Source organism: Paraburkholderia sp. JHI2823 (genome assembly GCF_038900695.1).
GTDB classification, from domain to species: Bacteria; Pseudomonadota; Gammaproteobacteria; order Burkholderiales; family Burkholderiaceae; genus Paraburkholderia; species Paraburkholderia mimosarum.
The window spans coordinates 84,675-108,665 of record NZ_JAYMRY010000005.1 but is presented as its reverse complement, the minus strand read 5'-3'; the positions used below and the strand labels follow the sequence as shown (position 1 = coordinate 108,665).

At 67.2% G+C, this 23,991-nt stretch carries 15 protein-coding genes; 12 read left to right on the top strand and 3 right to left on the bottom strand.

All coding sequences use genetic code 11. The features are described from left to right. Positions 1-182 precede the first annotated feature (182 nt). The 6 genes from VSR34_RS08135 (at position 183) to VSR34_RS08110 (ending at position 7,015) form a co-directional block, all read left to right on the top strand. Positions 183-1,139 (top strand): hypothetical protein, encoded by a 957-nt coding sequence (locus VSR34_RS08135; protein WP_342962286.1) that lies wholly within the window; start codon positions 183-185, stop codon positions 1,137-1,139. Between the two features lie 205 nt (positions 1,140-1,344). Continuing rightward, positions 1,345-1,500, top strand: coding sequence for a hypothetical protein (locus VSR34_RS08130; RefSeq protein WP_342962285.1), 156 nt, complete (start codon positions 1,345-1,347; stop codon positions 1,498-1,500). Positions 1,501-1,676: 176 nt separating this feature from the next. Beyond that, positions 1,677-2,291, top strand: coding sequence for a flavin reductase family protein (locus tag VSR34_RS08125; RefSeq protein ID WP_342962284.1), 615 nt, complete (start codon positions 1,677-1,679; stop codon positions 2,289-2,291). A gap of 100 nt (positions 2,292-2,391) precedes the next feature. Next, a complete protein-coding gene (locus VSR34_RS08120; protein ID WP_028211119.1) occupies positions 2,392-2,688 on the top strand; it encodes a hypothetical protein in 297 nt (98 codons plus the stop codon). 242 nt (positions 2,689-2,930) lie between these two features. Further along, positions 2,931-4,142 carry a porin gene (locus VSR34_RS08115; RefSeq protein ID WP_342962283.1) on the top strand — a complete coding sequence of 404 codons (1,212 nt, stop codon included), beginning with the start codon at positions 2,931-2,933 and terminating at the stop codon, positions 4,140-4,142. A gap of 320 nt (positions 4,143-4,462) precedes the next feature. Further along, positions 4,463-7,015, top strand: coding sequence for a transglycosylase domain-containing protein (locus tag VSR34_RS08110; RefSeq protein ID WP_342962350.1), 2,553 nt, complete (start codon positions 4,463-4,465; stop codon positions 7,013-7,015). Between the two features lie 148 nt (positions 7,016-7,163). On the opposite strand, the gene VSR34_RS08105 is transcribed toward VSR34_RS08110, so the two are convergent. Together VSR34_RS08105 and VSR34_RS08100 are read right to left on the bottom strand one after the other, a co-directional pair. Beyond that, positions 7,164-9,158, bottom strand: coding sequence for a Cache 3/Cache 2 fusion domain-containing protein (locus VSR34_RS08105; protein WP_342962282.1), 1,995 nt, complete (start codon positions 9,156-9,158; stop codon positions 7,164-7,166). A 253-nt stretch (positions 9,159-9,411) separates the two neighbouring features. Continuing rightward, complete coding sequence (locus tag VSR34_RS08100; RefSeq protein ID WP_342962281.1) at positions 9,412-11,892, bottom strand: heavy metal translocating P-type ATPase; 2,481 nt, start codon at positions 11,890-11,892, stop codon at positions 9,412-9,414. 310 nt (positions 11,893-12,202) lie between these two features. Here VSR34_RS08100 and VSR34_RS08095 point away from each other — a divergent pair, with 310 nt between their 5' ends. Further along, positions 12,203-13,648, top strand: a complete 1,446-nt coding sequence (locus VSR34_RS08095; protein ID WP_342962280.1) for a DUF1254 domain-containing protein — start codon at positions 12,203-12,205, stop codon at positions 13,646-13,648. Between the two features lie 362 nt (positions 13,649-14,010). Continuing rightward, entirely contained in the window at positions 14,011-17,778 is a 3,768-nt protein-coding gene (locus tag VSR34_RS08090) for a DUF748 domain-containing protein (protein WP_342962279.1), read from the top strand. Between the two features lie 43 nt (positions 17,779-17,821). Here VSR34_RS08090 and VSR34_RS08085 read toward each other — a convergent pair whose 3' ends face one another. Next, entirely contained in the window at positions 17,822-19,357 is a 1,536-nt protein-coding gene (locus VSR34_RS08085) for a PLP-dependent aminotransferase family protein (protein WP_028229781.1), read from the bottom strand. A gap of 166 nt (positions 19,358-19,523) precedes the next feature. Between VSR34_RS08085 and VSR34_RS08080 the strand changes: the two genes are divergently transcribed. The 4 genes from VSR34_RS08080 (at position 19,524) to VSR34_RS08065 (ending at position 23,991) form a co-directional block, all read left to right on the top strand. After that, positions 19,524-20,618, top strand: a complete 1,095-nt coding sequence (locus VSR34_RS08080; protein ID WP_028211113.1) for an ABC transporter ATP-binding protein — start codon at positions 19,524-19,526, stop codon at positions 20,616-20,618. A 122-nt stretch (positions 20,619-20,740) separates the two neighbouring features. Continuing rightward, entirely contained in the window at positions 20,741-21,784 is a 1,044-nt protein-coding gene (locus VSR34_RS08075) for an ABC transporter substrate-binding protein (protein WP_028211112.1), read from the top strand. Between the two features lie 76 nt (positions 21,785-21,860). Further along, positions 21,861-23,138 carry an ABC transporter permease gene (locus tag VSR34_RS08070; protein ID WP_036018524.1) on the top strand — a complete coding sequence of 426 codons (1,278 nt, stop codon included), beginning with the start codon at positions 21,861-21,863 and terminating at the stop codon, positions 23,136-23,138. Between the two features lie 13 nt (positions 23,139-23,151). After that, complete coding sequence (locus VSR34_RS08065) at positions 23,152-23,991, top strand: ABC transporter permease (protein ID WP_028211110.1); 840 nt, start codon at positions 23,152-23,154, stop codon at positions 23,989-23,991.

The window sequence follows — 23,991 nt, the reverse complement described above, 5'->3', positions numbered from 1 at the left end:
CCCTCCGGTCAGCGGGTTCTGGCCGGAAATGTTCTGATGTTCTGATGCAGGCCGGGTAAGTCGAACGACAGTCGCGGAGAGGGCGTTCCGGCATGCGACAATGCGCGCTCGAACCAGAACACGAGGACGTCGCGCGGCGGCTGTGACCGGCCGAAGCGCGACGCGAACCGCATCGCTGACCCATGGCAGATTACGCAGACACCGCATCCGTGAGCCCCTCGCGCCCCGAGCGCAGCGCGCCTTCGAAGCAGGGCGCATCGTCTCCTTCGTTCGACTCTCCCGAATCCCCCGCCGCCTTCTCTTCCGCCGACGAGCATTCGCTTGCGGGCGAGCCGGCGGGCGACAAGGGCACGCCGCCGCCTGGCGAGGGCGACGACGGCTTGCGTCAGGGAACGCTGAGCGGCTTCGAGCCCGAGCCCGCGCAGGCTGCTGCGGCGGCCGGCGAGGAGGCGGGTGTCGCCGGTGACGCGGCGACCGCGGGCGCCGTTGCAGGCGCAACGACCGCGCGCCGGGCGCCGCGGCCCAAACGCGCCGCTGCCGCTGCCGACGTGGCGCAGCAGGAGGCGCCAGTTGCATTCGGCGCGCCGGACGAGAGCGCGAGTGCGTTGCCCGGCACCGCTTTCACGAAGACGGTGCTACCGGCCCGTCCGGCCGACGCGCCGACGGCCGGCGACGCAGATCGCGTCGAGCCCTCGGGCTTCTCGCGGCACGAAGCCGCGCAGCCGGACGCACTGGCGCAGCGCCTCGATGCGCTACATGGTGCCCTCGCCGGGCAGCGCCAGATATCCGCGGCATCTTCGCGGCAACTCAAATGGGTGCTCGGTGCGGCAACCGCTGCGGTGCTTGCTTCGGTGGTTTTTGGTGTCGCGCAATCGGTGCGTTTCGACACTTTCGCCAACGAATCCCGCGCAGAGCAGGCGCGCCTCGAAGCGTTCATCCTGAAGCAGCAATCCACGCTCGACGACCTGACGCGGCGTCTCGCGGCGCCGCCGCCGGCTGCGGCCCCCGTCGCCGAGTCGCCGGTAGCGTCGCCGGCCCGCGCCGTTGCCGCCCCGGCGCCCGCCGCCACGCACCGTGCAGCGGCGCGTCCGGCGCACGCGCGCCACGCTCAGAAGCCGGCCTCGAAAACGGCCCACTAAGCCCCCAACCGGCGCTTCGTCCGCCTCGACCCCTATACGAGACCCCGCTGCGTTGCATTGCTGCAACGCATCGTCCGCGCGCGCCCGCGTGCGGCGGCGCGTCGCAGTTTTTTTGCTGCATTGCACTAGCGTTATCCTAGGGAAAACCCTATAATCGGTTCTGTCCTAGGGAAAACCCTTAATCGCAGCCCAACTGGGAGTCGCCATGAGCTTTATCCTCGCACTGTTCGAAAGGATGAGTGACCTCTTCGCGTCGCCGTATCTGGCGATGGATGCGGAGTACTCGTACGAAGCGCGCCACCGCGAAGCCGAGCGCGTTCGCCGCTCGCACTACATGCCGTTCGGCATGCCGCGTGACTGATCGAAGCTGAAGCGCTTCGGGCGGCGCGTGCCGCCCAACGCGTTTCTCCGCTCGGACCGCCTTTTTCCAGCGAGGCCGGCTCTCGAAACAGAGCCGGCCTCGTTGCGTTTGAAGGCGCAGGCGCTGCGCGCGGCTCGTGTGATAGTGTGGGCCGCATCGAATCCGTCGCGTCCATCATGTCCACTACTTATTTCTACGACCCGGCCCGCGGCCATGGTCTGCCGCATGACCCGTTCAAGGCGATCGTCGCGCCGCGCGTGATCGGCTGGATCTCCAGCCGGTCGACGCTCGGCGTGCTCAACCTGGCGCCCTACAGCTTCTTTGGCGCCTTCGCCACCTTTCCGCCGATCATCGGGTTCTGCAGCGAGGGCCGCAAGGACAGCATCAGCAACATCGAGGAGACCGGCGAGTTCGTCTGGAACCTCACATCGAAGTCGCTCGCAGCGAAGATGAACCGCACGTCCGCGCCGGTCGCCGCCGACGTCGACGAATTCGCGCTCGCGGACCTCACGCCGGCGCCTGGGCGCAATGTCGCCGTGCCGCACGTGGCCGAGTCGCCGGCCGCGCTCGAATGCAAGCTGCTGCAAGTCGTGCGGCTCAGCACGCTCGACGGCACGCCCATGGACAACTGGCTCGCGCTGGGGCAGGTGGTGGGCGTGCATATACGCGCGGAATTTCTCAAGGACGGCCTCTTCGACACGCACGCGGCCCAGCCCGTGATGCGCGCGGGCTATCGCGCCGACTATGCGCAGATCGGCGAGATGTTTCAGATGGTGCGGCCGGGCGCGTAAGCGCCTGCCGGCCGCCACGCGGGCGCTCGCCGCAGCGTTGCCGCGCCCCGCGCGCCCACCGATAATGGCCAGCGGCGCAAGGCGCGCAGGGAGGCAAACCATGCAATCTCCGACAGGATCGGTGGTGGCGCTCAGCTCGGCCGCCTCGACGATGTTTTCCATCGGCATGATCGCGCTGGGCTACTGGGGGCTGCACGAGCCTTCGGCCTGGCACATCGGCGACCGTGTGGTCGTCGGCATCGCGCTCGCGGGTTTCGCTTGCCTCGGCAGCGTGCCCTGGCTCGCGACTTCGCCCGCGAAGCCCAATGACGAGTCGCGTTTTCTGCTCGCGCGCCGCGCATTCCTCTGCGGCGCGGCGGCCGTGTGGGTATCGATCGCGCTTTCGCTGGTCCTGTGACGGAAGCTGTTCCCCAAGACCTTACCTGCGACTGCTGTTGCGCCAGCGCAACTCAACAAAACCCATAAGGGTTGTTACCAGGGTTGCCGGTTGGTCTCCTAAGGCGCATCGCAATGCGATTGTTGCAGCCGTGTGAAAGATTCTTCCATTTCCCGGAATGGCTTGTTCCAGGCGGGGCGGGATTTCCGCTCCTACACTAGCGCCGCGTTTCCTTTCCTTCCAAGCAAATCGGGATAATTTCAATGAAGAAGATTTCCATTGCTGCCGCCGTTTGCGCAGCGTTCGCAGCGTCCGCGGCCCACGCGCAGAGCTCGGTCACCCTCTACGGCCTGGTCGATGCGGGCATCGCCTATACGAACAACGTTGCCAACGGTGCCCCCGGCCACGGTAGCGGCCGCGTCGCACTCCAGAGCGGCAACATCAGCGGCAGCCGCTTCGGCCTGCGCGGCAGCGAAGACCTCGGCGGCGGTCTGCGTGCGGTCTTCGTGCTCGAAAACGGCTTCAACGTCAACAACGGTGCGCTCGGCCAGGGCGGCCGCATGTTCGGCCGTCAAGCGTATGTCGGCCTGAGCAGTAGCCAGTTCGGCGCGCTCACGATGGGCCGCCAGTATGACTCGATGGTGGACTTCGTCGCGCCGCTGTCCGGCACGGCGGGCCCGTTCGGCGACTCGGGCTTCGCGCACGTCTACGACAACGACAACCTGCAGCATTCCGTGCGCCTCAGCAACTCGGTGAAGTTCACGAGCAACGACTACGCCGGCTTCAAGTTCGGCGGCGTGTACGCGTTCAGCAACAGCACCAGCTTCACCGTGTCGCGCGCGTACAGCGCCGGTGCGAGCTACAACAACGGCCCGCTGCGTCTTGCTGCGGCGTACCTTCAGATCAACGGCTCGGGCGCGGCGGGCACGCCTGCCAATTCGAATAGCGTAGCAAACCAGAACGTCGCGGCTGACCCGAGCGAGTTCAAGTCGACCGCAGTGGGCGGCATCTCGACCGGCAATCTGACGGCTGACGTGCAGCGCACGGTCGGTGCAGGCATCGGCTACACGTTCGGCCCGGCGGCGGTCAACTTCGTCTACACGCACAGCCAGTTCCAGAACACGTCCGCGTTCGGCCTGAACCCGCTGAGCGGCTCGACCCACTTCGACAACTACGAACTGAACGTCAAGTACGCACTGACGCCGGCGCTCATGCTCGGCCTCATGGACACGTTCACGGACGGTCATCTGAACGGTGCGAGCGGCGCGCGGGGTGGCTTCGCTACCGATCCGAAGTGGAACCAGGTCAACGCGATTGCGCGCTACTCGCTGTCCAAGCGCACGGAAGTGTACGGCGAAGCGATGTACCAGCACGCGATTGGTCACAACAACACCGCAGTGATGTACAACGCTGGCGGCAATTCGGCGACGAGCAACCAGGTGATGGGCGCCGTCGGTATTCTGTCGCGCTTCTAAACGTTGGTCAGAACCCTTGTCCTGAGGCCGTCGGGGTGAATCGTTGTGTTTGGACTGCGAGACGGTAGCGGGATATCGCAGTTCCGTTACAGGTAAGCTCATTGGCCCGCCGCCGCCCGGCGGGCCTTTCTATTTGTTGACGGGGCGAAGGCACGGTCATCCCGCGGCTTCGTTCCCGTTCCTGCCGGGTAAGCGAAGGGAAGGAGCGCCCGGCGTGGGCGACCGGCGTGGGCGCCCGGCGTGGGCCATCACCGAGTTTGGTACGATTCACGCTTTGCCAGCCGACCCTGCCTGCCCGCGTGAAGCGTTACGTGCCCCTGATCCGCGATCGAATCGCGATGTCTTTTCTCCGCCTGAAGCCCGCCGCCGCGCGGCTTGGCGCGCTGGCGCGCCCGCTCGGCGCGCGCGCGCTGCACCATCTGCGGCACCCCACGCGGCGCGGCGTGCTGATGGCCGTTGGCGCGCTGCCGGCGCTCGTCGTGCTCTACGTGCTCGTGCTGATTCCGTTTACGCCCGGCATCGGCGACATCCGCAAGGCGCGCGTGGACGAGCCGGCCCAGATCCTCTCGGCCGACGGCAAGGTGCTCGCCGAGTTCAAGCCCTCGAACCGCGAATGGGTGCCGCTCTCGCAAATCTCGCCGCATATGGTCGACGCGCTGATCTCGACCGAGGACCATCGCTTCTACGAGCACCACGGCATCGACTTCAAGCGCACGGCGGGTGCCGCGCTGCACACGTTCTCGGGCGATCGCCAGGGCGGCTCGACCATCACGCAGCAGCTCGCGCGCAACCTCTATCCCGACGAGATCGGCCGCGCGCCCACGCTCACGCGCAAGATCAAGGAAGCGATCACGGCGTTCAAGATCGAGGCCGTCTACAGCAAGCAGCAGATCCTCGAAACCTATCTGAACACGGTGCCCTTCCTGTACAACGCCTACGGCATCGAGATGGCGGCGCGCACCTACTTCGGCGTTTCCGCCGATGAACTGGACGTCCTGCAGGCGGCGACGCTCACGGGCATGTTGAAGGGCAACGCCTACTACAACCCGGTGATCAACCCCGAGCGCGCGCTGGCGCGGCGCAACACCGTGCTCGGCCAGATGGTGAAGTACGGCAAGCTCAGCGCGGCGCAGTACGCCACGCTCTCGAAGAAGCCGCTGCGCCTCGACTTCGAGCGTCAGACGGAGCCGCCCGGCCCCGCGCCGCATTTCGCGCTGCAACTGCGCAAGTGGCTGATCTCGTGGGCCGACCGCAACGACTACAACATCTATTCCGATGGTCTCGTGGTGCGCACCACGATCGATTCGCGGCTCCAGCAGATGGCGAGCGCCGCGCTGCGCCAGCACGCGAACCAGCTCCAGGGCATTGCGAACGGCGCATGGAGCGGGCGCAACGGCTGCACGGCGAGCAACGATCTGTTCGCGACATTCATGCGCGAGACGCAGGACTACAAGCGCGCACGCGACGCGGGCGCGAGCGATGCCGAGGCGCTCAAGCATCTCGCCGCCGACCGCGACTTCATGCGCGGCCTCTGCAGGAGCAAGACCGACGTGCAGGCGGGCTTCCTCGCCATCGACCCGCGCAACGGGCAGATCAGGGCGTGGGTAGGCAGCCGCGACTTCACCGACGAGCCGTTCGACCACGTGCAGCAGGCGCGCCGTCAGCCGGGCTCGACGTTCAAGCCGTTCGTCTACGGCGCGGCGTACGCGGCGGGCGCGAAGCCGGGCGACACGTTCATCGACCAGCCGGTGGAGATTGCGCTCGCGGGCGGCGAGATCTGGAAGCCGACCGACGACGTGCCGCCGAGCAACCGCCCGATGACGCTGCGCGACGGGATCGCGTTCTCGCGCAACCGCATCACGGCGCAGCTGATGCAGACGGTGGGCCCGGACAAGGTCGCGCGCCTCGCGCGCGCGATGGGCGTGCGCGACAGCCAGCTCGAACCGGTGCCGTCGCTCGCGCTCGGCACGAGCCCCGTCACGCTCAAGGAGATGGTGTCCGCGTACAGCACGATCGCCAACGACGGGGTGTACCTCGAGCCGCGCATGGTCACGAGCATCGAGGACCGCAAGAGCAATGTGCTGGCGCAGTTCGAGAGCGCCTCGCCGGAGCGCGCGCTTTCGGCGGAAGCGGACCGCACGCTGCTCGACACGATGCGCGACGTCGTCAACCGCGGCACGGGCGCGGCCATCCGTTCGCGCTTCGGCATTCGCGGCGACGTGGCGGGCAAGACCGGCACGACTCAGGGCAACACGGACGGCTGGTTCATCCTGATGAATCCGCAACTCGTGGCGGGCGCGTGGGTGGGCTTCGACGACGGCCGCGTGACGCTCGACGACTACTGGGGGCAAGGCGCGCGCAGCGCGCTGCCGATCGTCGGCGACTTCTTTCAGCGTGCGCTGCGCTCGCGCATCGTCGATTCGCGCGCACGCTTCGACACCGAGGTGACGCCGGGCGCGTTCGAGATCTTCCGCGAAAAGCTGCGCGCCTGGATGGACAAGCTGTTCGGCACACGCGAGGCACCGCCGGCCGCGCCGGCGCGTCATGCGCCGCCGCCGCGCGTGAGCGCGCCGGCACCGGCATCCGTGCCTTCCGCGGCCTCGGAGGCGGGCGGGACATCGGCGCCTTCGGTGGCATCGGCGCCTTCGGCCGCTTCGGCCGCGGCCGCAGAATCGGCCGCTCGCGCGATCATGGGGCTGCCGCCGATCATCGGCCCGTCCAGCACGCCGCCCGCGCAAGCGCCGCAGCAGCCGGCCTATCCGGCGCAGGAGCCGGCGCTGGCGCCGACACCGACGCCCGATATGGCCGAACCCGATACATCGGGGGCGAGCGCGAGCTCCACGCCGCCCGTGGCGCAGCCGCAAGGGCAATGAACGCCGTGCGCGCCGCTGCCCCTCGGGCGGCGGCGATCACACAGGGAGCGCGGCGCGTGCCCCCGCACACGGAAAAGGCGGCGCGATTTTCAGCGCCGCCTTTTTTTGTGCCGTGCGCCCCGAACCTGGGCTTCGCTGCGTCGTCCGTCTAATCCCGCACCTTGAACACGGAAACGAGCTCGGCCAGCGCTGCCGCATGGTCGTTGAGCGCGGCTGCGGCGCGTTCCGCGTCGCCCACGAGCGCCGCGTTTTGCTGTGTCGCCGCGCCGATCTGCGAAACCGCGACATTCACCTGCTCGATGCCGCCCGACTGTTCGCGCGAGGCCACGCTGATCTCGCCGATGATCGAGCGCACTTCATCCACGCGCGCGACGATGCCGCGCATCGTCGTGCTCGCTTCGCCGGCGATGCGGTAACCCGCCTCGACGGTCGACGACGATTCGGCGATCAGCGCCGAGATTTCCTTCGCCGCGGCCGCGCTGCGTTGCGCGAGCGCGCGCACTTCGCTCGCCACCACGGCGAAGCCCTTGCCGTGCTCGCCCGCGCGCGCGGCTTCCACGGCGGCGTTGAGCGCGAGGATATTGGTCTGGAACGCGATGCCGTCGATCACGCCGGTAATCTCGGCGATCTTTTGCGATGAGCGGCTGATGTCGTTCATCGTCTCCACCACGCGGCCCACGGCGCGGCCGCCGTCGAGCGCGGCTTCGGCCGCGCTGCTCACCACGCTGTTGGCGCGCGACGCGTGGTCGGCGTTCTGCTGCACGGTGGAGGTGAGTTCTTCCATGCTCGCCGCCGTTTCCTCCAGGCTGCTCGCCTGGGTCGCGATGCGCGAGGCGATCTCGCCGCTGCCCTGGGCAATGCGCGAGGTGTCCTCGCTCATCTGCGCCGTGGCGCTGCGCACCTGCGCGACGATCTGCGCGAGACCAACGCCTATGCCGTCGATGGCGCGCGTGAGGCGGCCGATTTCGTCGGCGGCCGCCGTGCTTTGGGCGCCCGCGGCGTGGGTCGCGCCGGTGTTGCCGCTGGTGTTGCCGCCGGTGTTGCCGATCCGCACCGTGAGGTCGCCCGCCGCGAGCTGGCCGGCGGCTTGCGCCGCGGCGTCCAGCGGCTGGCTCACGATGCGGCGTGCCGCGTAGATCGAAAGCGCCGCGAACAGCACGACGAGCGCGAGGCCGATGGCCGCAAAGCGGTCGCGCGTGGCGTTCACTTCGGCCATGATCTCGTCGCGCACCGCGACGCCGCCCACGAGCCATTGCCATTGCGGCACGCTGACGAACGAGGCGAACCTGGCGCGCGTGTCGGCCGAGGTGTAGTCGAGCGTGCCTTCGCGCGCTTCGAGCATGCGCGACCAGGGCGCATCGGCGTCGTCGTAGTGCTTGCCGGCGGCGCTCGGGTGAACGAGGAACGTGCCGCGTCCTGGCCCGTTCGACGCGTCCATCACGAAGTAATAGCCGGTCTCGCCGATCTTGAGCTTCGCGATCTCGCTCTTGAGCGCGTCGATCTGCTCGCCCACGTCCACGCCGACGAAAAGCGCGCCGATCACATGGCCGCTCGCGTCGAGAATCGGCTTGTACTGCGTGATGTACTGCTTGCCGAACAGCTGGGCGAGGCCGGTATACGTGCGATTGGCGAGCACCGGTGCGTAGGCGGGGCCCTTGCGGTCGAGCAGCGTGCCGATCGCGCGGGAGCCGTCCTGCTTCTTGAGCGAGGTGGTCACGCGCACGAAGTCGTCGCCGCTGCGCGCGAAAATCGTCGCGATTTCGCCGCTGCGCGCGAGAAACTGGTCTGGTATCGAGAAGTCCAGGTTCAGCACGTGGTCGCCGGACTTGAAGACCGGCGTGGCCTTGCCACCGATGTCGACGGTTTGCGTGGGGTCGAGCGTGAAGGCGCCGGGCAGGAAGCTCTCGAAGAGCTGCATGGCGCGGTCGACTTCCGCGGTGAGCGCGCCGTCGATGAGCGAAATCGACGAAGCAACCGACTGGTCCTTCTCGGCAATGCGCATGCGCACCTGCTCGCCGACCTGGGTGGCCGCCGACTGCGTGATCGCCCATGTAAAGGCCGCGAAAATGGCTGCGACGAATACGCATGAAAGCAAGGCGAGGCGCACGCCGACGCTCGCGCGGCGGGATAAGCGTGAAAGCATGAGATCGGTTCCGAATAAAGCATGCAAGGAGGGAACCTGCGCCAGAGGCGCTGGCATGACGCATTACGGCGTGCGTGGGCGATCCTTTAGGGCGGAACGCCAAATTCTTACAATTCAATTAGAGAATAGAGCGATCATTCCATCGGCTGCCCAAACTGTGGGAAATTTCGATATCCGAACAGTTGAGGGCGCAACGAAGAAGGGCGCGTGATGCGCCCTTTCGGTCATTCCGCGCGACATTCCGTACGCGGTCTTAGCGCCGTCCTCGCCAGGTTCTAAGCAAGAGCGCGTTGGTCACGACGCTCACGCTGGAGAACGCCATCGCCGCGCCCGCGAGCATGGGATTGAGCAGCCCGAACGCCGCGAGCGGAATGCCGATCAGGTTGTAGATGAACGCCCAGAACAGGTTCTGCTGGATCTTGCGCCACGTGCGCCGCGAAATGTCGATTGCGGCTGCTACGAGCGCCGGGTCGCCGCGCATGAGCGTGATGCCCGCTGCGTGCATGGCGACGTCGGTGCCCGTGGCCATGGCGATGCCGATGTCGGCGGCGGCGAGCGCCGGGGCGTCGTTGATGCCGTCGCCGGCCATCGCGACGATCCCGCCGCTCTTGATCTTGAGGTCGCGGATCGTGCGCGCCTTGTCGTCGGGCAGCACCTGGGCGTGGAATTCGTCGATGCCTAGCTGCGCCGCCACGGCCGCCGCGCTGCCCGCGTTGTCGCCGGTCACGAGCACGCTGCGGATGCCCATCGCCTTGAGGCTCGCAATCGCCTCGCGCGCCGTGGGCTTCACCGTGTCGCCGAACGCGAGGAGCGCGAGAACGGCTTCTCCTTGCGCTTCCGCTTGGAGTGCGAACAGCCACGATACGGTGTTGCCCGCCGCTTCGAGCGAACGCGCGCGCGCCGCGAGCGCGGGCGGAACGGCCAGTGCAAGCTCGTCGAGCCAGCGTCCGCTGCCGATCGCGAGGCGACGGCCATCCACTTCGGCCTCGACGCCGCGTCCCGGCACCGCTCGCGCATGGGCAGCGGTGGGCATTGCCTGTTCTTGTGCGCGAGCTTGAGCCGCCTGCACCACGGCCTTCGCGAGCGGGTGGTCGCTTTGCCGCTGCACGGCGGCGGCGAGCGCAAGCGCCGCGTCGCGATCGAGGCCCTCGGCCGCTTCGAACGCGGTGAGCGAGGGCTGGCCGAGCGTGAGCGTGCCGGTCTTGTCGAAGGCGACCACGCTCACGTGGTGGGCGGTCTCCAACGCTTCGGCATCCTTGATGAGTACGCCGTGGCGTGCTGCCACGCCCGTGCCCGCCATGATCGCGGCAGGCGTGGCGAGGCCGAGCGCGCACGGGCAGGCGATCACGAGCACGGCCACGGCGTTGAGGATCGCCGTCTCGGCACTCGCGCCTGCGAACAGCCAGCCGCCCAGCGTGATGGCCGCGATTACGAGAATCGCGGGCACGAACATCGCACTCACGCGATCGACGAGACGCTGGATCGGCGCTTTCTCGGCCTGCGCGCTCTCCACGAGCCGGATGATGCGCGCGAGCGTGGTCTCCGCGCCGATGGCCGTGGTGCGCACGGCCATCGCACCTTCGCCGTTGATCGAGCCCGCCGTGACGGGATCATCGGGCGCCTTCGGCACCGGCAGGCTCTCGCCCGTGATGAGCGATTCGTCCACGTGGCTGCGGCCTTCGATCACGACGCCGTCCACGGGCAGGCGCTCGCCGGGGCGCACGACCACCAGCGTGCCCACGCGCACCTGGGCGAGCGGCACTTCGCGTTCCTCCGCGTTTGCGCCGTTTGCGCCGTCGACGCGGATGCGTGCCCGGTCAGGCCGCAGCGCGTTGAGGGCGCGGATGGCGTCGGTGGTCTGGCGCTTCGCGCGCGCTTCGAGCCACTTGCCGAAGCGCACGAGCGTGATGACCACGGCCGAAGCCTCGAAGTACAGATGCGCCATATCGCCGGGATGCACGAGCATCGCATAGACGCTCACGCCATACGCGGCCGAGGTGCCGAGCGCCACGAGCAGGTCCATGTTGCCGGCGCCCGCGCGCACGGCCTTCCATGCGGCGCGGTAGAAGCGCGCGCCGAACGCGAACTGCACGACGCTGGCGAGCCCGAGCTGCGCCACGGCGGGCAGCATCCAGTCGAAACCGAGCCAGTGGCCGAGCATCGGCAGCACGAGCGGGACCGTGAGCACGGCCGAGGTCAGCACGGCGCGCCATTCGCGGCGCGCCGCGTCGCTTGCGGCGGTGCTTTTCGCCGGGGAAGGGATCTCAGCTTCGGCGGCGAGCGGCGACGCCTCGTAGCCGGCCTTCTTCACGGCGGCGACGAGCTGGTCCTGCAGCTCGCCGGTGAGCGGCGCGCGCAGATTGACGGTTGCCTGCTCGGTGGCGAGGTTCACGCTTGCCCCGGCCACGCCGGGCACGCGCGAAAGCGCTTTCTCGACACGATTCGCGCAGGACGCACAGGTCATCCCGCCGATGGCGAGCGTGGCGGTTTCCGTGGCGACGGGCACGGCTTCGTAGCCGGCCTTTTCGACGGCGGCGACGAGCGTTGCGCGCGCAACGCTGCTGCTCGCTTCGACGGTGGCCTTTTCCGTAGCGAGGTTGACCGAGGCGCGAGTGACGCCCGGCACCCGGGCAAGCGCCTTCTCAACGCGCGTGGCGCAGGAGGCACAGGTCATGCCGTGGATCTCGAGTTCGGCCACGGCTTCGGCGCGCTCCGCTACAAGGGGTTCGTTCATGAGGATGGTGTGAACGCTGGTGTTATCGACGTTACGCAGTATCTACGTTCCCATCATGGGAAGGTCAAGTGCCGGAAGCAGCCATGGGTCACTTTTGTGTCAGATTGGACTGTGTGCGCAAGCGCGCGCCTGTGAGGCAATATTGAGCGCTGCAGTCTTTTCAGGCCCATGCGCGAGCGATACGATACCTACCGGCGGCATTGGCGCCACGCCACGCGCATGTCACGGCGGCCCTGGGGGGGCCCGCGCGGAGGGCTGGTGGCCGGTCGACGTCACTTCATGGACCGCCCGCATCGCACACAACGAACAAATGACAACAATACATCGAGAATTCTCCCGGTACCGTAGCGGTTTCGGGCTTGCCTGCCTTGCCCTGATCGCCGGCTGCGCCTCGGCGCCGGACGGCGTGGCGCCGAAGAGCAACGGGTGGATGAAGGACGAAGTCGCCGACTCTTATGTATTCGGCTATCCGCTCGTGCTGATGGACGTGTCGCGCGAAGCCGCCACGGGCAGCGGGCCCGGGCAGGCCGCGCCGAACACGCTGCGCCACGCGCAGTCGCTGCCGCCCGTCGGGGCCTCGAGCCCGCCCGAACCCAATCTCGACACGCTTGCCTCGAGTGGCTGGCTCGACCTCTCCCGCGAGCCCGTGCTGGTGACGCTACCCGACACGCATGGCCGCTATATGGATGCGCGCGCGCTCGACATGTGGACCAACGTGGTCTGGTCGACCGGTGCCGCGCAAGCCGGCGATCATGTCAGCGGTCCGAAGGCGCAAACGATTGCATTCGTTCCCGTCGGCTGGAAAGGCACGCTGCCCGCGCGCGTGAAGCGCGTGGAAGTGACGACGCGCTATGTGTGGTTCCTCGCGCGTATTCAGACGCGCGGCGGCGGCGACCTCGCGGCCGTGCGGCGGCTGCAGCGCGGTTTGCAGGTCACGCCGCTTTCCGCATGGGACGATCGCGGCGCGCATGGCAAAGGCGGCGCCCACGGTGGCGAGCCGGCCGGCGCGATGCAGAGCGGCGATCCGGTCGCGCCGGGCACGCCCTCCGCTCAGGTCGCGGCCCTCGACGCGAACGGCTTCTTCAATCGCCTCGCGCTGGCGCTGGAGGACAATCCGCCCGTGCCCGACGACGCGCATGCGCTCAAGATTCTCGGCGACATCGGCGTGCATCCGGGCGATCCGGCGCAGTTGCCCTCGGGGGCGAAGGACGCCGCGGTCGTGAAGGCGGGCCTCGCGGACGGCCGCGCGCGCGCCGCGGCGCCGCCGTCCAATCTGCTGGCCGGCAACGGCTGGCTCTGGGTGGGCGACGACGCGGGCAACTACGGCCCCGACTACACGCTGCGCGCCTACGCGGCCTATACCTCGCCGGGCCTCGCCACCAGCCGCGACGAAGTGCGCGCGCGCGTGAGCAAGGACAGCGACGGTCATGCGCTCAACGGCGCAAACCGCTACACGATCCATTTCACGGCGAAGCAGTTGCCGCCGGTGCGCGGCTTCTGGTCGATCACGGCCTATACGGCCGACGGCGCGCTCGACGCCGACGCGCCCGTGCGAGTCGGGTTCGGCGACCGCAGCGGCGCGCGGCGCAATCGAGACGGATCGCTCGACGTGCACGTGAGCGCCGAACGGCCGCGCGGCGGCGCGAACTGGGTGCCGGCGCCGCATGGCGACTTCCGTCTCGTGATGCGGCTCTACGCGCCGAAACCGCAAGCGACCGACGGCAGCTGGCAGCCGCCCGCCATCGAGCGCCAGTGACAGGCGGTCAGACAAGCGTTCAGTAACGACCCATAGCGGCGGCGCGCGCCTCCGGCGTTGCGCCTCCGCGTTTCGTTCGCCGCAACGGCGCGCGAAGGCGCCGTGAAGTGCGCCGTGAAACGCGCCGCCCGAACCCGCTTCCGGATCCCGCGCGAGCCGTGCACTTCATGCATGGCGCAACACGCGCGACAGCCATTGCAAAGCCGTTTCCGTTCGTTACCAATTTCTATGCCTGGCGCGGCGTTTTCGCGTCGTCAGGCCTTGTATCGGACCTATACTTTCGCCTGTCGGCATCCCCCGGACATCCGACACCAGACCCACATTCCGCGGCGGGCCTGTCGCCGCATCACCCGCAAGCAAGCATGGCAAGCCTCAATAAAGCGTCGCTCAACTCTTCCTTGCAATCGGTGCGCGCCGTGGCGCGCGCGCCCCGCACGCGGCACATCCTCACGGGCGTCCTTATCTTCCTCGTGGTGTTCGGCCTGCTCGGGTTCTTCGCTGCGCCGCCCGTAATTCGCCATGTCGCCGAACAACAGTTGAGCAAGCAGCTCGAGCGCCCCGTCAGCATTGGCCGTATCGCGCTCAATCCGTACACGCTGCGTCTCGAGGCGGACCGCGTGCGGATCGGCGAACGCGGCGGCAATGGCGACTTCTTCGATGTTTCGCGCGCCGTCGTGCGAGCTTCGTGGTCGTCGATCTTTCGCGGCGCGCCCATCGTCGACGAGCTGCGGCTCGACTCGCCGCGCGCCACGATCGTGCGGCTCGACGCACAGCACTTCAACTTTTCCGACCTCATCGAGAAGTTCTCGACGCCCTCGAAACCCAACAGCAAGCCCACGCAGTTCTCGGTGTCGAACATCCGCATCGAGAATGGCCAGATCACGTTCGACGATCGCCTGCTCAACGAAAAGCACGTGATCGATCGCTGGTCGCTCGGCATTCCGTTCATCGCCACGCTGCCTTCCAAGACCGACATCTTCGTCCAGCCGATGCTGCGCGCGCGCATCGACGGCGCGAGCACGCTCGCCATCGACGGCAGGACCAAGCCGTTTTCGGCGTCGCGCGAATCGGAAATCGAACTGCGCCTGACCGACCTCGACGTGCCGAAGCTCCTGACCTACTCGCCCACCAGGCTACCGGTCACGGTCAAGAGCGGCAGGCTCTCGACCAACCTCAAGCTCGATTTCGTGATGTCGGGCGACAAGCCCACGCTGCGCGTGTCGGGCACGACCGACCTGAACGATGCCGATGCCATCGACAACGCCAGCGCGCCGTTCTTCGGCGCGCGCAGCCTGCACGTGGCGGCAGCCTCGCTGGAACCGTTCGCGAACGTCTATCGCTTCGACGACATCCATCTCGACGCGCCGACCTTGTGGGTCGCGCGCGACAAGCAAGGTGTGCTTAGCGTCGAGAAACTGATGGGCGCGCCGGCGGCGCAAAATGCGCCGGCCGCGGGCGCCGGGCCGGCCTCGGGGGCATCGGCTGCCGAGGCCGCGCAAGCGGCGGCCGCCGCAGCAAAGCCCGCGCCGCTCGATCTCTCGATCCGCCAGTTCGCGCTCACGAACGGCACCGTGCACGTGAGGGACGAAGCGGCTTCGAGGCCGGTGGATCTCGACCTCACTCAGGTCTCGACCACGCTCGCGAACTTCTCGACCACGGCGAAAACAGCTTCGGCTTACACGTTCGCGACGAACCTCAGCCAGGGCGGCGCGGTGAAGATGGCGGGCGCGTTGAGCCTCGCCGGCAAGCACGCGGACGCGAACGTCGAAATCCAGCAGATGACGCTGCCGCCGATCCAGCCATATCTCGATAGCATGACCGGGGCGCAGGTCATCGACGGCAAGCTCAACCTGAGTTCGCTCCTCAAGGCGGACTGGGCACAGTCGCCCACCGCCGTGCAGATCGGCGAAAGCACGCTGGGGCTCCAATCGCTGAAGCTCGCCACGCGCGGTGCCAAGGAGCCGGCCGTCACGCTTGCCGAGGGCAAGGTGCGCTTGAGTGGCGCCGACGTCACTGCGCGCAAGGCGCAGATCACCTCGATCGACGCGACCGGTCTCGCCGTGAATGTCGAGCGGCAGAAGAACGGCAGGATCGCCCTCATGGAATTCGCCTCGGGCGGAGAAGCGCTGCCCGAGCGCACGGCGATCCACGCGGCGCGCAAGGCGGTGAAGGAAGGGCCGGCCTGGCGCTACACGATCGACGCGCTCACGCTCAACAACGGCACGGTCAACTTCACGGACAGCTCGACGCCGCGCCCGGTGAAGCTCGCCATCGCGCCGCTCGATCTGAAGATCCAGCAGATCAGCGACGACATGAGGCATCCGCTGCCGCTCGACCTGAAGGCGACCGTCAACCGCAAGGGGACGCTCGCGCTGAGCGGCAAGGTGAACCCCGCGCCGCTCACGGCGCAGCTGAAGATCGACGCGAACCGGCTCGACGCCGCCGCGCTCGAGCCTTACTTCGGCGAGCAGCTCAACGCGGTGGTCGCGAGCGCGCTGCTCAACATGACGGGGCAGCTTTCCGTCGAGCAGGGCAAGGCGCTCAAGGCGAACTATCGCGGCGACGCGGCGCTCGTGGACGTGCGCATGCTCGACAAGGTCACGTCCGGCCCGTTCGCGGGCTGGCGCTCGCTCGCGCTCACGAACCTGAAGGCGAATTACGACGACGCGCGCGGCACCGACGTGGACGCGAGCCGCGTGACCTTCTCGGGCTTCTACGGGCGCGTGCTGCTCGACGCGCAAGGCAAGCTCAACCTCAAGGACGTGGTCGCGCATCAAACCGGGCCGGCGCAGTCGCTCACGCAGGACGCGAACGCGGGCAAGCGCGACGGCCGCGAGCCGGTGCCGCTCACGCCGCAGGCAGCCAGCGCGCCGGTGCGGGCGGTTTCCGCACCCGCTCCCGCGCCGGCCGCGGTGCAGGCCGCGCAGGCGCCGAAGCATCCCGTGCGCCTGCACTTCGGCGAGCTCGTGCTGCAGGACGGCCGAGTGAACTACACCGACAACTTCATCAAGCCGAACTACAGCGCCGACCTCGTGCAGATCCAGGGCAAGGTGGGCGCGTTCGGCACCGAATCGACGACGCCCGCTCCTGTGGACGTTTCCGCGAAGCTCGCGGCGAACGGGCCGATTGCGATCAAGGGTACGGTGAACCCGCTGATCGAGAAGCCTTCGCTCGACCTCACGGCGAGCGCGCACGACGTCGAGCTCACGAACCTCACGCCTTACTCCGCCAAGTACGCGGGCTATCCGATCACGAAGGGCAAGCTCAACGTCGACCTGCATTACCAGCTCGCGAACGACGAGCTCACGGCAAACAACCACCTCTTCATCGACCAGCTCACGTTCGGCGACCACGTGGAGAACGACACGGCCACGAAGCTGCCGGTGCGTCTCGCTATCTCGCTGCTCAAGAACCGCAAGGGCGAGATCGACGTGAACATTCCGGTATCGGGCTCGCTCTCGAACCCCGAGTTCAGCCTGGGCGGCCTGATCTGGAAGGCGGTGCTCAACCTCATCGCCAAAGCGGTGACCGCGCCGTTCGCGCTGCTCGCCAACGCATTCGGCGGCGGGGGAGAAGAGCTGGGCTACGTGGAGTTCACGCCGGGCACGGCGACGCTCGACGAAGCCGACCAGAAGAAGCTCGACACGATCGCCAAGGCGCTGGACGACAAGCCGTCGATCAAGATCGACCTGATCGGCCGCGTCGATCCCGCCGTGGACACGCCCGCGCTGCGCCAGCAGTACGTGGAGCACCTCGTGCGGCTGGAGAAAGTGAAGGACACGGTGGGCAACGGCGAGAGCGTCGATACTTCGCAGGTCAAGGTGGACGACAAGGAATACGAAAAATACCTCACCAAAGCCTATAAGGACGCGGACTTCAAGAAACCGCGCAACATGGTCGGCTTGACGAAGACGCTGCCCGTGGACGACATGAAGCAGGCACTGGCCGACCACGCGCCCGTTGACGACGCCGCCTTGCGCAACCTCGCGCAGGAGCGCGCGCAAGCGGTGCAGCAGTACTTCGAGGGCAAGGTCGATCCGAGCCGCGTGTTCGTCGTCGCGCCGAAGCTCGACGCGAAAGGCATCGACGACAAGGGGGCGACCACGCGCGTCGATTTCGGGCTGAAATGAGCCGGTGATTCGCGTTTTCGGCACGCTGGCGGCGCGCCCTCGTCTAACCGGTGCGCCGCAGCTTTTGCGGCTTCGCAAACGCGTGTTCCTCGATCACCCGCGCGAGCGTCGCAAACGCCGGTTCGATTTGCTCGTGCGGCACGCACGCGTAGCCCGTCAGCAATCCTTTACGCTCCTGGCGAACGCTGTAGTAGGCCGCAAGCGGCCGCACGATCACGCCCGCGTCGTAGGCGGCGGACGCGATGGCACGGTCGTCGGCGGTGTCAGGCAGGCCGAGCACGAAGTGCAGGCCCGCTTCGTCGCCCATGACCGGCAGCGCGTCGCCGAAATGGCGCGTGACGGCGTCGATCAGCAACTGGCGGCGCTCGCCGTAGAGCGTGCGCATGCGGCGCACATGCGAGGTGAGGTAGCCGTCCATGATGAACTCGGCGAGCACGGCCTGCTGCATGAGCTGGCCTTCGCGGTACAGCTCCGCCACACCCGTGCGGAAGGTGGCCGCTAGCCGCTCGGGCACGACCATGTAGCCGATGCGCAGGCCCGGAAACAGCAGCTTGCCGAGGCTCCCCACGTAAATCACGCGGTCGGATTCGTCGAGCCCCTGGAGCGAGGCCAGCGGGCGGCTGCCGTAGCGGAACTCGCTGTCGTAGTCGTCCTCGATGATCCATACCTTGTGCTGGCGCGCGTATTCGAGCAGCGTTCGGCGGCGCGCGAGGCTCATCACCATGCCGAGCGGATATTGGTGCGAGGGCGTGACGAGCGCGATGCGCGGCGGCTCGCGCAGGTCCTGCTCGCGCGGGTTGAGGCCTTCTTCATCGACAGGAACAGGAGCGAGCTTCAATCCCGAGGATTGCAGGACGCTGCGCGCGCCCCAGTAGCACGGCTCCTCCACCCACGCGCGGTCGCCCACGTCAGCGAGCAGGCGTACCGAGAGATCGATCGACTGGTGAATGCCCGTCGTGATGATGATCTGGTCCGGCGTGCAGCGCACCGAGCGCGCCACGCGCAGGTAGTCCGAGAGCGCGCGCCGCAGCGGCCGGTAGCCGCCGCCGGGCGCGTAGGTCAGCAAGCCATGATTGGCCGACTTCCACAGCCGTGCCTGCAGGCGGCTCCACGTGCGGGCCGGAAACTCGGCCACGTCGGGCACGCCCGGCATGAACGCCCCCCACTGCTTGGCGGAAACGCCCGCTTCCTCGATGAGACGCTGGCCGCGAGTCGACATGTCGCCGCGCGGGGAAGAGCCGGTCGCGTCGTTTTCGTCGTCGGGGGAGCGCGCCGGCGAGGGCTTGTTCGTGGGCGTACTCACGGCGGCCGAGTCGGGGCGCGTGTCGGCGACATAGGTGCCGCTGCCCGTGGTGGAGATCACGTAGCCTTCGGCGCTCAACTGGTCGTACACGTGCAGCACGGTGTTGCGGGCCACGCCGAGGTCGGCCGCGAGCAGGCGCGAACTGGGCAGCTTGGTGCCGGGCGCGAGCCGTCCTGTCAGAATAGCTTGCTGCATGAGCTGTAACAGCTGACGATAGGCCGGTTCGGCGCTCTCCTTGTCGAGCTGCGCCGCGAGCCATTCGGACAGGATGACCATGGCGAAGTGGTTCCATCAGGAATAATGAAATGGCTCCATGAGATAGAGCCGGGACCATCTATAGTAATTCGCACGTCAGTTCCGGTTAATGCCTGCGGCATAATTATTTAATCGCGTCAGATTGCGCGGGCGGACCGGCGAAAAGCAAGCAAAGGAGACAGGGCGAATGAAGACCTCGGATGTGATCGTCAGCTTTCGCGGCGTACGCAAGACCTATGATGGCGAAACGCTGGTTGTCAAACAACTTGACCTCGATATCTATCAAGGCGAGTTTCTGACACTGCTCGGGCCGTCCGGCTCCGGCAAGACTACCTGCCTCATGATGCTCGCCGGCTTCGAGTTTCCCACCGGCGGCGAAATCCGCCTGGAGGGCAAGCTGCTCAACAACGTGCCGCCGCACAAGCGCGACATCGGCATGGTGTTCCAGAATTACGCGCTCTTTCCGCATCTCACGGTCGAGCAGAACGTCGCCTACCCGCTCGGCGTGCGCAAGGTGCCCACGGCCGAGCGCGCCCAGCGCGTGAACGACGCGCTCAAGATGGTGCGTATGGAAGGCTTCGCGAAGCGCTATCCCGCCCAGCTTTCGGGCGGCCAGCAGCAGCGTATCGCGCTGGCCCGCGCGCTCGTGTTCCAGCCCAAGCTCGTGCTGATGGACGAGCCGCTCGGCGCGCTCGACAAGCAGTTGCGCGAACATATGCAGTACGAACTGAAGTCGCTGCACGAGAAGCTCGGCGTCACGTTCGTCTATGTCACCCACGACCAGGGCGAGGCGCTCACGATGTCGGACCGGGTGGCCGTGTTCGACAAGGGCATCGTGCAGCAGCTCGACAGCGTCGACCGCCTCTACGAATCGCCGTGCAACGAGTTCGTGGCGAACTTCATCGGCGACAGCAACCGGCTGCGCGGCACCATTGCCTCGGTGAATGGCGAGTACTGCGAAATGCATCTCGCCGACGGCACGCGCCTCACCGGCCGCAACGTGGCGGGCGCGCAGGCGGGAGCCGCGGCCATCGCCTGCATACGCCCCGAGCGCATGAAGCTGGCGGCGAACGGCGCGGCCCGCAATGGTTCGAACGCGCTGTCGGGCGAGGCACGCGGCCTCATCTATTTCGGCGACCACGTGCGCATGCGCTGCGGTCTGCCCCAGCAGGACGAATGCTTCGTGAAAGTGCCGCTCGGCACCGAGGCGCTCGACGGCTTCGCGCCCGGCCAGCCGGTCGCACTCGAGTTCGCGCCGGAGCATCTGCGCGTGTTCGCATGACGCTGGCGGGCGCGGCGCGCGACATCGTGCGCCGTGTTTCGCGAAACGTCTCGACGATCGGGCCACGTTTCTCGCATCGAAGGGCCCGGCAAGACAAACCACCAAGGAGAAGGGACTCAACCATGAAGCAGATCGGCACCATGCGCGTTGCAGCGGTCGCGGCCGCACTCGCACTCTCGTTCGGCGCGGCGCATGCCGCGGACCTGACCGTCGTGAACTTCGGCGGCGCCAATGGCAATGCGCAAAAGGCGGCATTCAACGAGCCGTTCCAGGCGCAGACGGGCAACAAGATCACCGCTGTGGAATACAACGGCGAGCAGGCCAAGGTGAAGGCCATGGTCGACGCGAAGCACGTGGATTGGGACGTGGTGGAAGTCGAAACCGGCGACATCGCGCGCGGCTGCGACGAAGGCCTTTACGAGAAGCTCGACTGGGCCAAGCTCGGCAACAAGGGCGACTTCATGAAGGCCGCACAGCAGCCCTGCGGCGCGGGCTTCTTCGTGTGGTCCACGGCGCTCGCCTATAACGCCGACAAGCTCAAGACCGCGCCCACGAGCTGGGCCGACTTCTGGGACGTGAAGAAATTCCCGGGCAAGCGCGGCATGCGCAAGGGTGCGCGCTACAACATGGAATTCGCGCTGATGGCCGACGGCGTGGCGCCGCAGGACGTCTATAAAGTGCTCGCGACGAAGGCGGGCCAGGATCGCGCGTTCAAGAAGCTCGATGAACTGAAGCCCAACATCCAGTGGTGGGAGGCAGGCGCCCAGCCGCCGCAGTTCCTCGTGGCGGGCGACGTGGTGATGTCCACGGCGTACAACGGCCGTATCGACGCCGCGCAGCGCGAGGGCAAGAACCTCAAGGTGGTCTGGAACGGCAGCATCTATGACCTCGACTACTGGGCGATCCCGAAGGGCGCACCGAACAAGGCGCTGGCCGAGCAGTACATCGCCTACACGCTCTCGCCGAAGCCGCAGCAGGCCTATGCGCAACACATCGCGTACGGCCCGGTGAACGCCAACGCGATCAAGGCGCTCGACGAGAAGACGCTCGCGAACCTGCCGAACTCGCCGGCCAACGGCAAGAACGCCATCCAGGAGAACCTCACGTTCTGGACCGACCACGGCGACGAACTGGAGCAGCGTTTCTCCTCGTGGGCCGCGAAGTAAGTGTGAGATGGACGCTCCGGCGTGCAAGCGCCGGAGCGTTGTGTAGCAGGGCAGGGGGAGACCAGGTGTGACTACGATGACGACCGTGACCAACGTTGCCGGCGCGGCGCGCGAAGAGACCGCGCGCCTGAAGCGCGAACTGCGCGTGGCGCAAGCGAAGAAGCGGACGATGGCGCTCATGCTGATCGCGCCGCTCGCAATCTTTCTGCTGCTGATTTTCGTCGTGCCGATTGCGGCGCTGCTCACGCGCGCCGTGCAGAACCCCGAAGTGGCGACAGCGCTGCCGCAAACCATCACGGCGCTGCGCGGCTGGGACCGCAAGAGCGCGCCGCCCGATGCGGCCTACACTGCGCTCGCGCAGGATCTCGCCGTCGTTAAGGAAGGGGATGCGATGGGCGCGCTGGCGCGGCGCCTGAATGTGGAAATCCCGGGCTTCCGCTCGCTGGTCGCGAAGACCGCGCGCGCCATGCCGCTCGCCGACGACGACGGCAAGCCGCTCACGCTCACGCCCGCGCAAACGCGCGCGAAAATCGTCGACCTCGACGACCGCTGGGGTGACGTGACCTACTGGCAAGCCATCGCGAAGAACAGCTCGCGCATCTCGCCGTTCTACCTGCTCGCTTCGCTCGATCACCGGCAGGATGCATTCGGCCGCATCGTGGCCGCCGACCCCGATCAGCAGATCTATCTCGACGTGTTCGGGCGCACCTTCGTCATCAGCGTGTTCGTCACGGTGTTCGCGCTGCTGCTCGGCTATCCGCTCGCCTACTGGATCTCGACGCTCTCCGAGCGCCGCGCGAATCTCGTGATGATTCTCGTGCTGATTCCGTTCTGGACGTCGATCCTCGTGCGTGTGGCCGCGTGGATCGTGATCCTGCAGGGCGAGGGTCTCGTCAACAAGGCGCTCATGGGCACGGGTCTCATTTCGCATCCGCTCACGCTGCTGTTCAATCGAGTGGGCGTCTACATCTCGATGACGCACATCCTGTTGCCGTTCATGGTGCTGCCTCTGTACAGCGTCATGAAGTCGATTCCGCCCACGTACCAGCGCGCAGCGGTGTCGCTCGGCAGCCATCCTTTCGCGGCCTTCTGGCGCGTGTACGTGCCGCAGACGTACCCCGGCGTGGGTGCGGGCGTACTGCTCGTGTTCATTCTGTCGATCGGCTACTACATCACGCCGGCGCTGCTCGGCGGCCCGGGCGATCAGATGGTCAGCTACTACGTGGCGTACTTCACCAACGTGTCGATCAACTGGGGCATGGCTTGCGCACTCGGCGCGCTCCTGCTCGCCGCGACCACGGTGCTCTATTTCATCTACGGGCGCTTCACGCGCACGCAACTGAGCCTTGGCTGAGGGAGGCGCGATCATGAAATTTGCCAAGCCGCTTTTTGCGCCGCATACGTCGGCCGTCGAACGCGTGTGGTACTTCGCATTGCGCGCGCTCGTCGTGCTCACGCTGCTGTATCTGATCCTGCCGGTGCTCGCGATCGTGCCGCTGTCGTTTTCGTCGAGCACGTTCCTCGTCTACCCGATTCCGGGCTGGTCGCTGCGCTGGTACGAGAACCTCGTGATGTCCGACGAATGGCGCATGGCCGCGAAGAACAGCTTCATCGTCGGCCCCTCTGCCACTGTCGTGGCGACCGTACTCGGCACGCTCGCCGCTATCGGCATCACCAAGGCCGATTTTCGCGGCAAGGCGGTGCTCATGGCGGTCCTCATTTCGCCGATGATCGTGCCCGTGGTGGTGGTTGGCGTGGGCATGTATCTGTTCTTCGCGCCGCTCGGTCTAGCCAATACGTACATCGGCCTGATCCTCGCGCATGCGTCGCTGGGCGTGCCGTTCGTCGTGACCACGGTGGCCGCCACGCTGCAGGGCTTCAACCACAATCTCGTGCGTGCGAGCCTCTCGCTCGGTGCGAATCCGGTCACGACGTTCTTCCGCATCACGTTGCCCGTGATCGCGCCGGGCGTGATTTCCGGTGCGCTGTTCGCGTTCGCCACGTCGTTCGACGAAGTCGTCGTGACGCTGTTCCTCGCGGGCGCCGATCAGACCACGTTGCCGCGTCAGATGTTCACGGGCATTCGCGAGAACATCAGCCCGACGATCGCTGCGCTCGCAACGATCCTCATCGTGTTCTCCACGTGCCTGCTGCTCGCGCTCGAATGGCTGCGCGGAAGAAATGCTGCACGCGCGGTGAAGGCCTGA